Raw genomic sequence first — 14448 nt, forward strand, 5'->3', positions numbered from 1 at the left:
GGCGGTGCACTCCCCCGAACCCACCGAACCCACCGAACCCACCGAACCCACCAGATCCGCCGACGTCACCGATTCCCCCGCGGACCGGGTGATCCGTGTCGGCCGCCGCTACAACGGCCCCCCGGACAGCGCCAACGGCGGTTACGTGTGCGGTCTCGTCGCCGCGCGGGCGCGCCGGATGCTGGGGACCGACGGCGAGGTCGTGGTCCAGCTGCACGCCCCTCCGCCGCTGGAGACCGGGCTCCTGCTGACCCGGGCCGGCCGGCGGGTCCACCTCTGGCACGGTGAGGAGCTCCTCGCGACCGCGGCGCCCCAGGTGTCCGTCGCGGACCGGGTGGACTTCGTCGCCCCGGCCGTCGCGGAGCGGGCCATGGGCCGTTACGAGGGTCACCGCTCCCACCTCTTCCCCACCTGCTTCGTGTGCGGTCCCGGCCACCGGGACGGTCTGCGGCTGGCCCCGGGCCCGGTACCCGGCCCGGGCAACCGGGTCGCGTGCGTCTGGACACCGGACGCCTCCTGCGGCGACGGGAGCGGCGCCGTCGCCGAGGAGCTGGTGTGGGCGGTGCTGGACTGCCCGGGAGGCTGGACGCTCGACCCGCTGCGCAGCCCCCTGCTGCTCGGCCGGATGACCGCCCGGCTCTCGGCCCTCCCCCGCGTCGGCGAACCCGTCGTCGTGGTCGCCCGCGGTGTGCCCGGTGACGGGCGGGTCCTCACCTGCACCACCGCGCTCTTCCGCCGGGACGGGACGGAACTCGGCCGCGCCGCCGCGGCCTGGGTGCGTTCGGCCCCGACGGGCACTCTTCAGGACAGGAAAGTGGGAAACAGTTGAGCAAGACGGTCTCTACCACGGACATACCGGGGTTCGTCGGCAGTGGACGGCCGCCGTTCGACGCGCGGACCCTCCACGAGCTGGTCGCCGAGCAGGCGGAGCGGACCCCGCACGCGCCCGCCGTCACCTGCGACGGGCAGACCCTGACCTACCGGGAGCTGAACGTCCGCGCCCACCGGCTCGCCGCGCGCCTGCGGGCGGCGGGCATGGCGCGGGAGGACGTCGTCGGGGTGCTGGTGCGCCGGTCGCCGGAGCTGATCGTGGCCCTGCTCGCCGTCCTCGTCGCGGGCGGGGCGTACCTCGGTCTCGAACCGGACGACCCGCCGTCCCGCCGCGAACTGCTCTGCGAGGACGCGGGCGTGAAGATGACGGTCGTCGAGGAGGCGCTGCGGGACCGGGTGCCCGGGGCGGTCGTCGCGGTACTGGAAGGCCCCCCGCCGGAGCAGCCGGAGGCCGGGGACACGACCGGGCCGGAGGCCGGGGAGGGGATCGCCGAGGGGGTCGCGGACCTCCCGGCCGGCCCGGACCGGCTCGCCTACGTCAGCTACACCTCGGGGTCCACCGGCGAGCCCAAGGGCGTCGGGGTGCCCCACCGGGCGGTCGACCGCCTCGTCCGGGGCGCGGACTGGATGGAGGTCCGTCCCGGGGACGTCTTCTTCCACCTCGCGCCGGTCGCGTTCGACGCCTCCACCCTGGAGATCTGGGCCCCGCTGGTCAACGGCTGCCGGCTGGTCGTCTTCCCCCCGGGCACGATCGCGCTGGACGAGGTGGCGAGGACCGTGCGCGCCGAAGGCGTGAGCGTGCTCCTGCTGACGACCGGGCTCTTCCACCAGATGGTGGGCTCCCACCTGGAGGCGTTCGCCGGGGTGCGTCACGTCCTCACCGGTGGTGACGTGGCCTCGCCGGGCCATGTCGAGCGGCTGCTGACCACCTACCCGGAGCTGCTCTTCACCAACGGTTACGGGCCGACCGAGAACACCACGTACACGACCTGCTGGACCAGCAGCGCCCCCGCGGCGGGGCCGAGCGTCCCGATCGGCCGCCCGGTCAGCGGCACCAGGGTCGCCGTGCTCGACGGCAACCTCGACCCGGTGCCCGTCGGCGAGTGCGGCGAGCTGTACGCGGCCGGGGCCGGTCTGGCCCGCGGCTACCTGGGCCGTCCCGGCGCGACCGCCGAACGGTTCCTGCCCGACCCGTCCGGGACGGAGCCGGGGGCCAGGATGTACCGGACCGGCGACCTCGTGCGGTGGCTGGCGGACGGCACGCTGGAGTTCGTCGGGCGCGCGGACGACCAGGTGAAGGTCCAGGGCTACCGCGCCGAACCGCGGGCCGTCGAGGCCGCACTCGAACGGCTGCCCCAGGTACGGCACGCGGTGGTGCTGCCGCAGGCCGACCCGGCGGGCGGCACCAGGCTGCTGGGATACGTCGTACCCGCCGACCCGGACCTGCCGGACACCGTCGACCTCGGCCGGCAACTGCGCCACGCGCTGCGGGACCGGCTGCCCGGACACCTCGTCCCCTGGGCCGTCCTCGTCCGCCCCGAGCTGCCGCTGAACCGCAACGGCAAGGTCGACCGCCGCGCCCTGCCGACCGCCACGCGCGTGCCGCGCAACGTGGCCGAGGAGTTCACCGCGCCGCTCACCGCGGTGCAGGTGCGGCTGGCCGAGCTGTGGGGCGAACTCCTCGGCGTCGAACCGATCGGGGTGCACGACGACTTCTTCGACCTCGGCGGGCACTCGCTGCTGGCCACCGAACTGCTGGTCGCCGTCCAGGACGAGTTCGGTGTGGACGTCCCCGCGCAGACCCTGTACCTGTCGCCGACCGTCGCGGAGCTGGCCGCGGCGCTGGCCGGGCGGATGAAGGAGCCGGGTCCGCACAGCCCGGCGGCCCCGGCGGCCGGCGGGCCGCAGGAGGGGTGTTCCCGATGACGGTGCTTCCTGCGGCCTCGCGGTGCCCGGTCTCCGCTCCGCACCGGGCCGACCTGATCGACCCCGGCCTCCACCAGGGCGACGGGGCACACGCGATCTGGCGGGAGCTGCGCCGCCACGCCCCGGTGAGCTGGCAGCCGGTCCGTGACACCGGGTACTGGTCGGTCGTCGGGCACGCCGAGGCCAACCAGGTGCTGCGCGACCACGACACGTTCACCTCCGAACAGGGCACCCTGCTCAACCTCCTCGGCAAGGGCGACCCGGCGGGCGGCAGGCAGATGGCGGTGACCGATCCGCCGAAACACACCCACATGCGAAGCCCCCTGCAACAGGCGCTGTCGATCAAGACGGTGGACAACGACCGGGAGGAGATCCGCCGCGTCGTCCGCGGACTGCTGGAACCCCTGGCGGACGGCGGCCCGTTCGACTTCGCCGTCGCCATGTCCGCGCTGCCGATGGCGGGGATCGGCACGATGATGGCGCTGCCGCAGGAGGACTGGCCGCGTCTGGTCCGGCTCACCCACGCGTGCGTCGCCGCGGACGACCCCGAGTTCCAGCTCGCCGCCGGACCGCGGGCCACCCTCGTGACCGCGCACCGCGAGCTGTTCGCCTACTTCCAGGACATCGTCACCGCGCGGCGGCGCGCGCCGGGCGACGACCTGATCAGCGTGCTGCTGACCATGGAGCTGGACGGGCGCCGGCTGTCGCCGGGCGAGATCGTGTCCAACTGCTACAGCCTGCTGCTGGGCGCGACCGTCACCACGGCCCAGCCGCCGAGCGCGGCGATGGCGGAGCTGGCCGGGACGGCGGTCCTCGACGACTGGGCGGCCCACCCGGAGCTGCTCACCAGTGGTGTGGAGGAGTCGCTGCGCTGGGCTTCGCCCACCCAGCACTTCATGCGCCACACCACCCGCGAGGTCGAGATCCGGGGGGTGCGGGTCCCGGCGGGGGACGCGGTCGTCGTGTGGCTGGGGTCGGCCAACCGTGACGAGAGCGTCTTCACCGACCCGGACACCTTCGACATCCGGCGCAAGCCCAACCGGCACATCGCGTTCGGCGTCGGCGCGCACTACTGCATCGGGCACACCGTCGCCCGGGTGACCCTGCGGGTCCTGTTCGAGGAGCTGCTCGGCCGGTTCACCGGTTTCGAACTCGCCGGGACACCGCGGCGGATTCGTTCGAACATCATCGCCGGTTTCACCCACCTGCCGGTCACCGCGCGGCTCCGGTAGGCGCTGCCACGCCCCGTACCCCGCGCCGTTCCCGGCCGCCCCCCTCATCAGCGAGAAGAAGTCCCCAGAAGTCCCCACCGGAAGGTCATCAGTGGACGCTCCAGCGGCCCGTACCCGCAACAAGTGGTTCCTGCGCGAGCCGTCGCCGGTGGCACCGGCGAGGCTGTTCTGCCTGCCCTACTCGGGGTGCGGCGCCAGCATGTACCGTCACTGGCCGTCGTCGGTCGACGGCGTCGAGATCTGTCCCGTGCAGCTGCCCGGCCGGGAGAACCGGATGCGCGAGCCCGCCTACGCCACCTACGAGGCGCTGGCCGACGACCTCTCCGAGGCGCTGCGGCCCTATCTGGACCGCCCCTACGCGCTGTTCGGGCACTGCGGTTCCGCGCTGGCGGCGTACGAGACGGCCGTGCGGCTGGTGGAGAAGGGCTGCCCCGCCCCCACCCAGGTGTTCGTCTCGGCCGAGGTGGCGCCGCAGGACGGCCCCTACGGCCGTTTCCTCGACATGAGCGACGACGAACTGGCCGTCGAGCTGCGCCGCCTCGTCGCGGAGCTGGGCGGCACCCTGGAGCCGAGCCTGCTCGCGCTCTACCTGGGTGTGCTGCGGGGCGACGTCGAGATGAACAAGCGGTACCACGTGGCCGATCCGGTGCGGCTGCCGTGTCCCGTGACCGCCATCGGGTGGACCGGGGACACCGGTGTCCCGGCGTCCCTCATGACCGGCTGGTCGGCGTGCGGGGAGACGACCTTCGCGCTGCTGGACGGCGGCCACTACCGCTTCGTCGAGGCGCCGGGTGAGCTGATGGCGGTGCTGACCGCGGACCTCCGTCGTCCCGGCCGGGCCCGCACCGCCTGACCCGGGCCCGGCCGGGGGCCCGGCGGAGCCTGCCGGACGGTCCGGCGGGCGGCGGGCGGGCTCCGGCCCCCCGGGTCAGGCGGTGCGCGCGGTGGTCCGGCTCACCGGGGCGCCTCCTGCGGGGCCTTGGCGGCCAGGGAGAGTTCCCGGTCGCCGAGCGGCGCGAAGTACCGGGCCACGTCCTCGTCCGTCACCTCCGCGAGGGTCGGGGGTGTCCAGCGGGGCGAGCGGTCCTTGTCGACGACCTGGGCGCGGATGCCCTCCACCAGGTCGGGTGAGGACAGGGCCGCGCAGGACACCCGGTACTCCTGTCCGAGCACCGCCTCCAGCGGCCCGAGCGCCGGTACCCGGCGCAGGGCGGCCAGGGTGACCTTCAGGGCGGTGGGCGACCTGGCGAGGATCGTCCCGGCCGCCTCCCGTGCGGCGGGCGCGCCGGTGCCGAGGAGCCGGTCCACGATCTCCTCGACCGTGTCGGCCCCGTAGCAGGGGTCGGCCCATTCGCGGAAGGCGTCCAGCGTCCCCGGCGGCGCCTCGCCGACGAACGCGGGGAGCACCTCGTCCACCGGCGCCGCCGCCAGGGCCGTGCGGAGTTCCGGCAGCCGGTCCGCCGGGACGAAGTGGTCGGCGAGCCCGCACAGCACGGCGTCCGCGGCCCCCACCGCCGTCCCGGTCAGCGCCAGATGGGTGCCGAGCCCGCCGGGGGCGAGCGCCAGCAGGTACGTGCCGCCCACGTCGGGTACGAAGCCGATCCCGGTCTCCGGCATGGCGACCCGGGACCGTTCGGTGACGATCCGTACCCCGCCGTGCGCCGAGACGCCGACCCCGCCGCCCATGACGATGCCGTCCATGAGGGCGACGTACGGTTTCGGGTAGCGGGCGATGCGGGCGTTGAGCCGGTACTCGTCCCGCCAGAACTCCGCCGAGGCGGCGCCGCCCGCGCGGGCGTCCTCGTGGATGGCCCGGATGTCGCCGCCCGCGCACAGGCCGCGTTCCCCGGCCCCGGTGATCAGGACGGCCTCGACCGCCGGGTCGTGTTCCCACGCGTCCAGGGCCCCGGCGATCCGGTGGACCATCTCGTGGGTGAGGGCGTTGAGGGCCCGGGGCCGGTTCAGGGTGATGACGCCGAGGCGGCCCTCGGCCCGGGTCAGGACGGGGGGTTCGTCGCCGGTCACCGGACGGCCCCGGGCAGGGAGCGGGCCACAAGGAGGCGCATGATCTCGTCGGTTCCTTCCAGGATCTGCCGGACCCGCAGGTCACGGACGCTCTTCTCGCTGCCGTACGCGGCCGGGCGGCCGCAACCGGCGTGGGGCTGCCGGAGGCCGGTGAACCGCTCCGCGGGCGGGCCGGACCGCTGCCGCTCCGGCTCCGACTCCGGCTCCGGCTCCGGCCCGTCCGTGTCCCCTCTCACGGTCCGGAATGTGAACAGTACTGTCCGAACGCGGGTGATCCCTCTACTCTGACGGGCACAGCTGGTTCGCCCCGTCCGCCAGGCGGGATGCGTCGTAAGAGGGAACCCGGTGGAAATCCGGGACTGCCCCGCAGCGGTGAGCGGGAACGACCGCCGTCATACGCACTGGGACCGGGAAACGGTCCTGGGAAGCGACGGCCAGTAGGTGTCCGCCGGGAGACCGGCCGGCGTGCCCGCGAGTCCGAAGACCTGCCCGCTGTCCGCGCACGGCCGATCGTGCGCGGATATCCCGGTGACCTCGTGGGCGGGTCGGAGGAAACCCCGGACGGAAGTCCGGGGCGACGCACATCAGGCGGACGACCGCGCCCCGCGCGCGGCAACGGTCCCGTCCGGTCTGCCTCCCCTTCGCGTCCTCGTCCCGTCCCCGGGATCTCCAGGACACATCTCGCGAAGGAGAGTTCCGTGACAGCGAAGTCCGCAGCCGCGGCAGTACGGGCCACCGTGTACGGCTACCCCCGCCAGGGACAGAACCGGGAACTGAAGAAGGCCGTCGAGGGTTACTGGAAGGGCCGCGTCACCGCCGACGCCCTCCGGGAGACCGCGGCGGAGCTGCGCCGGACGAACTGGCGGCAGCTCGCCGACGCGGGCATCACCGAGGTGCCGACCGGCGACTTCTCGTACTACGACCACGTGCTGGACACCAGTGTCATGGTCGGCGCCGTCCCCGCCCGGCACCGTGAGGCCCACGCCGCGGACGCGCTCGACGGCTACTTCGCCATGGCGCGCGGCACCCAGGACGTCGCGCCCCTGGAGATGACCAAGTGGTTCGACACCAACTACCACTACCTGGTCCCCGAACTCGGCCCCGGCACCGTCTTCACGGCCGACTCCTCCCGGCAGGTCGCCGAGCTGGAGGAAGCCCTCGCGCTCGGCCTCGACGCCCGGCCGGTCCTCGTCGGCCCGGTCACCTACCTGCTGCTGGCCAAGCCCGCTCCCGGGGTGGCCGCCGACTTCGAGCCGCTGACCCTGCTGGACCGTCTCCTGCCCGTGTACGCGGAGGTCCTCGCCGACCTGCGGGCCGCCGGCGCCGAGTGGGTGCAGCTCGACGAGCCCGCCCTGGTCCAGGACCGCACCCCGGCCGAACTGAACGCCGCCGCCCGCGCCTACCGCGACCTCGGCGCGCTCACCGACCGGCCCAAGCTGCTGGTCGCCTCCTACTTCGACCGCCTCGGCGAGGCCCTGTCCGTCCTGGCCAAGGCACCCGTCGACGGGCTCGCCCTCGACTTCACCGACCGGGCCGCCAAGAACCTCGACGACCTCGCCGCCGTCGGCGGACTGCGCGGCAAGCGCCTGGTCGCGGGCGTGGTCAACGGCCGCAACATCTGGATCAACGACTACGAGAAGTCCCTCGCCGTCCTCGGCACGCTGCTGGGCCTCGCCGGCCAGGTCGACGTGGCCGCCTCCTGCTCCCTGCTGCACGTCCCGCTGGACGCAGGCGCCGAACGCGACATCGACCCGCAGATCGCCCGCTGGCTCGCCTTCGCCCGGCAGAAGACGACCGAGATCGTCACCCTCGCCAAGGGCCTGGCCCGGGGCACCGACGCCATCACCGCCGAACTCGCCGCCAACCGGGCCGACCTGGCCTCCCGCGCCGGGTCCGCCCTCACCCGCGACCCGGCGGTACGGGCCCGTACCGCCGCGATCACCGACGCCGACGGCCGCCGCTCCCAGCCCTACGCCGAACGGACGCTCGCCCAGCGCGCCCACCTCGGCCTGCCCCTCCTGCCGACCACCACCATCGGTTCGTTCCCCCAGACGGCCGAGTTGCGGACCGCCCGCGCCGACCTGCGCGCCGGACGCCTCGACACCGCCGGGTACGAGGAGCGCGTCAAGGACGAGATCCGCGAGGTCCTCGCCTTCCAGGAGAAGGCGGGCATCGACGTCCTCGTCCACGGCGAGCCCGAACGCAACGACATGGTGCAGTACTTCGCCGAACAGCTCACCGGCTACCTCGCCACCCAGCACGGCTGGGTCCAGTCCTACGGCACCCGCTACGTCCGCCCGCCCGTCCTGGCCGGGGACATCTCCCGCCCCGAGCCGATGACGGTCCGCTGGACCTCCTACGCCCAGGCTCAGACCTCCAAGCCGGTCAAGGGCATGCTCACCGGCCCGGTCACCATGCTCGCCTGGTCCTTCGTCCGCGACGACCAGCCGCTCGGCGACACCGCCCGCCAGGTCGCCCTCGCCCTGCGCGACGAGGTCAACGACCTGGAGGCCGCGGGCACCTCCGTCATCCAGGTCGACGAACCCGCCCTCCGCGAGACCCTCCCGCTGCGCGCCGCCGACCACGCCGCATACCTGGACTGGGCCACCGAGTCCTTCCGCCTCACCGTCTCCGGGGTGCGGCCGGACACCCAGATCCACACCCACATGTGCTACGCCGAGTTCGGTGACATCGTCCAGGCCATCGACGACCTCGACGCGGACGTCATCAGCCTGGAGGCCGCCCGCTCCCACATGCAGGTCGCCACCGAACTGGCCGGGCACGGCTACCCGCGCGAGGCCGGGCCCGGGGTCTGGGACATCCACTCCCCGCGCGTGCCCAGCGCCCAGGAGGCTGCCGCCCTGCTCCGCAAGGGACTGGAGGCCATCCCGGCGGAACGCCTCTGGGTCAACCCCGACTGCGGCCTGAAGACCCGCGGCTGGCCCGAGACCAAGGCCTCCCTGGAGAACCTGGTCACCGCGGCCCGCGAGGTCCGCTCCGGCCTGACCCCGGACGCCTGACCGCACCGGCACGAGGAGCCGCCCCGGCCGCCGCGACCACCGGCGGCCCGGGCGGTGCCCGGGCACCCACCCCTCAAGGGACGTACCACCGCTGGGACTTGTCCCCGGAGCCGCAGCCGTAGCCGTAGCCGGAGAGGAGCTGCGGGGCCGAGGACCGGCACCCCCTGGGCCGAGCCCGTGGCCGCTCGTGCCGCAGGCGTTGCACTTGGCCCCCCGCAGCCGCGCCGCCGGAACCACCTGCGGCCGCCGCACGTTCCTCCCGGTTCCTCCCGCACCGTCGCTCGGCACAGGTTCGGCAAGGATGTGGCAAGCAGCCGCAAGCGGACGAAGAGTGGTCAACAGGTGGGTCCTGGGACGCTCCGGAACACAGGCACCGGGCTCGGATGCGTCGACGGCCGGCGAGGCCGTGATCCGCAGGCCGACGGCGTGTCCGACATCCATTCCGGAGTGCATTCATGACATCAGCCGCGAACGTCTTCGCCAAGGAACCGGATGAGCAGCCCCCGGGGGAAGCGGACGGAATCCCCGACTACCCCATGCCCAGGGCCGAAGGCTGCCCCTACGACCCGCCACCGGCTCTGCGCAGTGCGCGTCGCGCGTCCGCGATCTCCAAGGTACGCCTGTGGGACGGCACCACGCCGTGGCTGGTCACCGGCTACGCCGAACAGCGCGAGCTGCTGAGCGACAGCCGGATGAGCAGCGATGTCACGCTGCCCGGATTCCCGCACATCAGCGAGACGTTCAGGGCGCGCAGGACGACGCGCAAGCGGCGCAGCTTCATCAACTTCGACGACCCCGAACACGCCCGGCTCCGCCGCATGGTCACCGCCCCGTTCACCGCCCGGCGCGTCGAGGCGATGCGGCCCGGTATCCAGCGGATCGTCGACGCCGCGATCGACTCGATGACGGCGGGCCCGCGCCCGGCCGACCTGGTCCGGTCGCTCGCGCTGGCCGTGCCGTCGCTGGTGATCTGCGAACTGCTCGGCGTGCCGTACGAGGACCACGACTTCTTCCAGCGCAACAGCCGCGACCTGATCAACGGCGAGTCCGCGCCGCAGGTGGCCCTCGACGCCCAGCGCAACCTGCACGAGTACCTGAACCGGCTGGTCGCGGCGAAGGACGCGGACCCCGGTGACGACCTGCTGTCCGAGCTGGTCGTCCGTCAGGTCCGGTCCAACGCGCTCACCTGCGAGGACGTCGTCCTCACGAGCATGCTGCTGCTCATCGCGGGGCACGAGACCACCGCGAACATGATCGCGCTGGGCACCCTGGCCCTGCTCGACCACCCGGACCAGCTGGCGCTGCTCCGCGAGGGCGACGACCCCCTGGCCGTCGCCCTCGCCGTCGAGGAGCTCCTGCGGTACCTGACGGTGCTTCACACGGGGCGCGGGCGGGTCGCGCGGGAGGACGTGGAGGTCGCCGGGACGATCGTCCGCGCCGGTGACGGCGTGATCCTCGTGAACAGCATCGCCAACCGCGACGGGACGGCCTTCCCCGACCCCGACCGACTGGACGTGACACGGGACGCGCGGCGGCACCTGGCCTTCGGCTTCGGCGTGCACCAGTGCCTCGGCCAGGCGCTCGCCAGGGTCGAGCTCCAGGTCGTCTACGCCACCCTCCTGCGCCGGATGCCGAACCTGCGCCTGGCGGTGGACAGGGAGCGGGTCCCGTTCAAGAACGGCGGGCTGGTGTACGGGGTGTACGAGCTGCCGGTGACCTGGTGAGGGGATGGGGGGCGGCGGCGGGGGGCCGTCAGAGCCGGGCGAACAGCCCGTTGAAGGGCAGCCGAGGGGTGAGGAAGACGGTGGACCCCTGCCGCCCCACGGTGTCCCGCATCGCGGCGAGGGTGGCCGCGGCCCCGTCCCTGTCCCCCGCCCGGTACTGGGCGTCGGCCAGCAGTCCCAGATGCAGGGGGAAGTGGGAGAGGTGGGAGACCGACGGGCTGTGCACGGTCTCCCACAACTGCGCGAGGAGCTCCTCCGTGCCGCTGGGCCGTACCCTGCCCCACCCCCGGCAGACCCGGAGCCCGTGCGCCCAGTGCTCCATCCCGTGCCGCTCCGCCAGTTCCAGCCCCTCCCCTCCCGAGCGGACGGCCGTCTCCTGGTCGCCGTCGAGCGCCGCGACGAGCGCGTCGAGGTAGAGGGCCGTCGCCCGGTCCGGTGGCCCGCCCCTCCCGTGGGTGGCGGCCAGCGCCTCGGCCCGACGCGCCGAGACCGCCGCGCGGTCACCGGACATCCAGTGGGCGAGGGCGCTGTGCAGCCGCACGATGACGCGCGGATCACGCAGGATGCCCGGCGCCGGGTGGTAGGCGCACGCGTCGACGTGGCTGTCGGCGAGCCCCACCGCCGTGTCGAGGAGGACGCGCGCCTCGTCGGCCCGGCCCCGGGCGAGGCTCACCACCCCCTCGGCGCAGGCGGCGCCCACCAGGGCCACGGGGTCGCCCGTCTCCGCGCCGAGTTCGCTCAGCAGAGCGCTGTAGTACTGGGCCCGCGCGTACCGCGCCCTGACCAGGTGCCAGGCGGTCAGTCCCCACAGGGCGCAGGCCCGCTCGCGCGGGTCGGCGCCCTGGAGTGCCTCCGCCCGGCGGTACGCCGTCAGGGTGTCTCCGTGGCCGGGCCCGCAGGTGACGGACACGACGCTTCCCAGGTTCAGCTGCAACTGCCGCTCGGCGCGCAGGGATTCCGCCCCTCTGACGCCTTCGGCCGGCAGTCCGGGCAGCAGCCGCGCCGCACGCCGCAGCCAGGTCTCCGCCTCGTCGTACGCATGACGGCTCTCGGCCTCCTGCGCGGCCCGCGCCAGCAGCGGCAGGGCCTCGGACTCGGGCAGCGCGCCCGCGGCCTGCCAGGCGTGGTGGGCGATGTGCTCCCGGTCCACCGTCACGTCGCCGCGCGCGGCGAGCACCCGGGCCACCCGTGCGTGCAGCCTGCCGCGCTCGGCGTGTCCGGCCGCGGCGACCAGCGTCTCGCGGTCGAGGGGCTGGCTGAAGGAGAGCTGCCCGGGAAACCGCGGGTCCTCGGTGAGCAGACCGGTCCGCAGTGCGCTCTCCACCGAGGCGGCGATGTCCGCCCGGGGACCGTCGACGAGTTCCTGGACGAGGTACAGGTCGCTGCGTGCGCCCAGGACCGCGCACACCCGGAGCACGTCCTGCACCTGCGGGGAGAGCCCGGCGAGCCGGTGCCGCACGGACTCCTGCACGCCGGCCGGGATGTCGGTGAAGAGCACGCGGGACGCCTGCGCGTCGTGGAGGCGCCGCACGTCGCCGAGCATCGAGAGCAGTTGCTGGATGGTGTACGGATTGCCGTGGCCGCGGGCCTGGACGGATCGCGCCAGCTCCAGGCTCACGCCCGGGCCCGCCTGCGATCCGAGCAGTTCCCTGACCTGCTCGGCGGTCAGTCCCTGGAGGCGGAACGCCTCGCGGCTGCTGCGGACGACATCCAGGACCGTCCGGTGCAGGGCCGGGTTCGTCCCGCTGTCGCGCGCGGTGGCCACCACGGTCAGGGCCCGGCCGTGGAGCCGGGTGCCCATCAGCCGTACGACCTCGACGCTCTCCGTATCGGCCCACTGGAGATCCTCCAGGAACAGGACGAGGGGCCGTTGCCCCGCGAAGGCCAGGAGGGTCTCGCAGACCGCGTCCCGGGTGAGGAAGGCGAGGCGCGCGGCGTCGCGGGCCGGGCTCCCCGTTCCGGGCACGGGGAGCCCGGCCGGGTCCTCCGGGAGGGCGCAGGACTGGCCGTGCGAGAGCGGGGCGAGCAGGAGCGCGCGGCTCGCGTGGGCGGTGCGGAACGTCTCGGGTGCCAGGGTGGCCAGTTGGCGCAGGACCTGGGTCCACAGCCAGTACGGCGGGGCCTCGCCTCCCGGGTGTGCGTGGCCCCAGACGATGTCCTCCCCGGGCCTGCCGAGTGCCGCGACCTCCTCCAGCAGGCGCGTCTTGCCGATCCCGGCCTCGCCGTGGACGGTGATCAGCCGGCCGCCCCCGGTGCGCGTGTGGGCCAGCGTGGCCCGCAGGGCGGCCAGCTCCCGTTCGCGGCCGACGAAGGCGCCGGTGGCCGGCAGCTCTTCAGCAGGGTCGGCGGCGGTCCCCGTCCGGGAGCGGGTCTCCGCTGCGGTGCGGTCCTCCGCTCCCGTGCGCGCCTCCTTCGCCCTGCGTGGCTCCGTCCCCGGCCGGGCCGCGCGCCCGGCGGACGCCTCCACCCGTAGGCCGGGCGCCGGAGGGTCACCGGCCGCGCGCGAGGACACCGGGGGCCCGCCCTCCTCTCGCGAAGGCGCCGGGGGCGGGTCGGCGGCGTGTCCCGGTGCGGGCCCGGGTCCGGGGACCGTCGCCGTCCGCGGCCCGCGCGCCGGCGGGCCGGAAGGGCCGGACCCGCCCGCGGGGGCGGAAGCGTGCGGGAGGCTCCTGTGCCGGGTGACCTGCCCGGGGGCGGCCAGGTTCTGCCGCAGCATCCTGGTGTGCAGCGCCTGGAGTTCCGCACTCGCGTCGACGCCCAGTTCCTCGGCCAGCACCAGCCGGGTCCGCTCGTAGATCCGCAGGGCCTCGGCCTGTCGTCCCAGCCGGTACAGGGCCGTCATCAGGTGTCCCACCAGCCGCTCGCGCAACGGGTGTTCGGCGAATTCGCGGCCCAGCTCCGCCGCGACCGTCTCGTTGTCACCGAGATGGAGCCGCGCCTCCGCGAGGACTTCGAGCGCGCCGAGCCGTACGTCCTGCAACCTGCTGCTCTCCGCCGCCAAGGGGGCGTACTGGCTGAGTTCGGCGTACGGGCAGCCGCGCCACAGCGAGAGCGAGGCGGCCACCGCTTCCCGGGCTCCCCGGGCGTCGCCCTCCGCCAGCAGGCGGCGGCCACGGAGCACGCCCTCCTCGAAGGCGAGGACGTCGATGTCCTCGGGGACGATCTCCAGTTCGTACCCCGGTGCCCGGAAGCGCACGAGCGCCGTGGGGCGGCGCAGCCTGCCCTCCTGGCTCAGCACGCGCCGCAGGTGCGAGATGTGGCTCTGGAGCGTCGCCGTGGGGCGGCGCGGCGGCGTCTCGCCCCACAGCTCGTCGATCAGTTGCCCCAGGGGAACGACGTGTCCGACCCTGATCAGCAGAAGGGCCAGCAGCGCGCGTCGGCGGGGCGGGCCGATCGCCAGTTCCCGCCCTCCCGCACGCGCGGTCAGCGGCCCGAGGGCGGCGATGCTCAGCCGCTGCGACTGCCCCCCGCCCGGCTCCCGGACGCCCCCGGCCGAATCCCTGATCTCGCCCGTGATGCCGTCCCGTTGCGCGGGAACACGTGTTCCTGTGGTGCGGGGTTCCTTCTCCACACGCCATCACTTTCTCCGCTGGTGCCATGCCCTGGGCGATGCCGTCGTGCCGTCCGGTCCTCACGTTCCCCGACTCCGCCCTCCCCACGCGCCGTGGGTCCCGTTCTTAAACCAAAGGG

At 74.2% G+C, this 14448-nt stretch carries 8 protein-coding genes, 1 pseudogene and 1 riboswitch; of the genes and pseudogenes, 6 read left to right on the plus strand and 3 right to left on the minus strand.

Annotation, left to right across the window (positions count from 1 at the left end; all coding sequences use genetic code 11):
* Positions 1–4: 4 nt before the first annotated feature.
* The 4 genes from ACIA5F_RS07035 to ACIA5F_RS07050 all read left to right on the plus strand — a co-directional run bounded on the left by ACIA5F_RS07035 (position 5) and on the right by ACIA5F_RS07050 (position 4842).
* The gene (locus ACIA5F_RS07035) at positions 5–829 is read left to right on the plus strand and encodes a hypothetical protein (protein ID WP_399349995.1); all 825 of its coding nucleotides are present in this window, start codon (positions 5–7) and stop codon (positions 827–829) included.
* On the plus strand, positions 826–2757 hold the full coding sequence (locus ACIA5F_RS07040; RefSeq protein ID WP_399349997.1) for an amino acid adenylation domain-containing protein: 1932 nt from the start codon (positions 826–828) through the stop codon (positions 2755–2757). The genes ACIA5F_RS07035 and ACIA5F_RS07040 overlap by 4 nt, the downstream gene beginning before the upstream one ends.
* On the plus strand, positions 2754–3989 hold the full coding sequence (locus ACIA5F_RS07045; RefSeq protein ID WP_399349999.1) for a cytochrome P450: 1236 nt from the start codon (positions 2754–2756) through the stop codon (positions 3987–3989). The genes ACIA5F_RS07040 and ACIA5F_RS07045 overlap by 4 nt, the downstream gene beginning before the upstream one ends.
* 91 nt (positions 3990–4080) lie before the next feature.
* On the plus strand, positions 4081–4842 hold the full coding sequence (locus ACIA5F_RS07050; RefSeq protein ID WP_399350001.1) for a thioesterase II family protein: 762 nt from the start codon (positions 4081–4083) through the stop codon (positions 4840–4842).
* A 101-nt stretch (positions 4843–4943) separates the two neighbouring features.
* On the opposite strand, the gene ACIA5F_RS07055 is transcribed toward ACIA5F_RS07050, so the two are convergent.
* Positions 4944–6014 (minus strand): enoyl-CoA hydratase/isomerase family protein, encoded by a 1071-nt coding sequence (locus tag ACIA5F_RS07055; RefSeq protein WP_399350003.1) that lies wholly within the window; start codon positions 6012–6014, stop codon positions 4944–4946.
* Positions 6011–6154 (minus strand): annotated as a pseudogene (locus ACIA5F_RS07060) (acyl-CoA dehydrogenase family protein); the annotation flags it as partial. The pseudogene ACIA5F_RS07060 and the gene ACIA5F_RS07055, both read right to left, overlap by 4 nt.
* A gap of 141 nt (positions 6155–6295) precedes the next feature.
* A riboswitch (cobalamin riboswitch) is annotated at positions 6296–6522 on the plus strand.
* Between the two features lie 190 nt (positions 6523–6712).
* On the opposite strand from ACIA5F_RS07060, the gene metE reads away from it, so the two are divergent.
* Positions 6713–9034: a 5-methyltetrahydropteroyltriglutamate--homocysteine S-methyltransferase gene (gene metE, locus ACIA5F_RS07065; protein ID WP_399350005.1), complete on the plus strand. Its 2322-nt coding sequence runs from the start codon at positions 6713–6715 to the stop codon at positions 9032–9034.
* 455 nt (positions 9035–9489) lie between these two features.
* Complete coding sequence (locus tag ACIA5F_RS07070) at positions 9490–10758, plus strand: cytochrome P450 (RefSeq protein WP_399350007.1); 1269 nt, start codon at positions 9490–9492, stop codon at positions 10756–10758.
* A gap of 28 nt (positions 10759–10786) precedes the next feature.
* On the opposite strand, the gene ACIA5F_RS07075 is transcribed toward ACIA5F_RS07070, so the two are convergent.
* Positions 10787–14329 (minus strand): BTAD domain-containing putative transcriptional regulator, encoded by a 3543-nt coding sequence (locus ACIA5F_RS07075; RefSeq protein ID WP_399350009.1) that lies wholly within the window; start codon positions 14327–14329, stop codon positions 10787–10789.
* Between the last annotated feature and the right edge of the window lie 119 nt (positions 14330–14448).

Source organism: Streptomyces sp. NPDC051567, from assembly GCF_044454165.1.
GTDB lineage: Bacteria > Actinomycetota > Actinomycetes > Streptomycetales > Streptomycetaceae > Streptomyces.

Bases quoted from the DNA above. Each gene is read 5' to 3' on its own strand.
- ACIA5F_RS07045 (WP_399349999.1), top strand. From the start codon at position 2,754: ATGACGGTGCTTCCTGCGGCCTCGCGGTGCCCGGTCTCCGCTCCGCAC.
- ACIA5F_RS07070 (WP_399350007.1), top strand. From the start codon at position 9,490: ATGACATCAGCCGCGAACGTCTTCGCCAAGGAACCGGATGAGCAGCCC.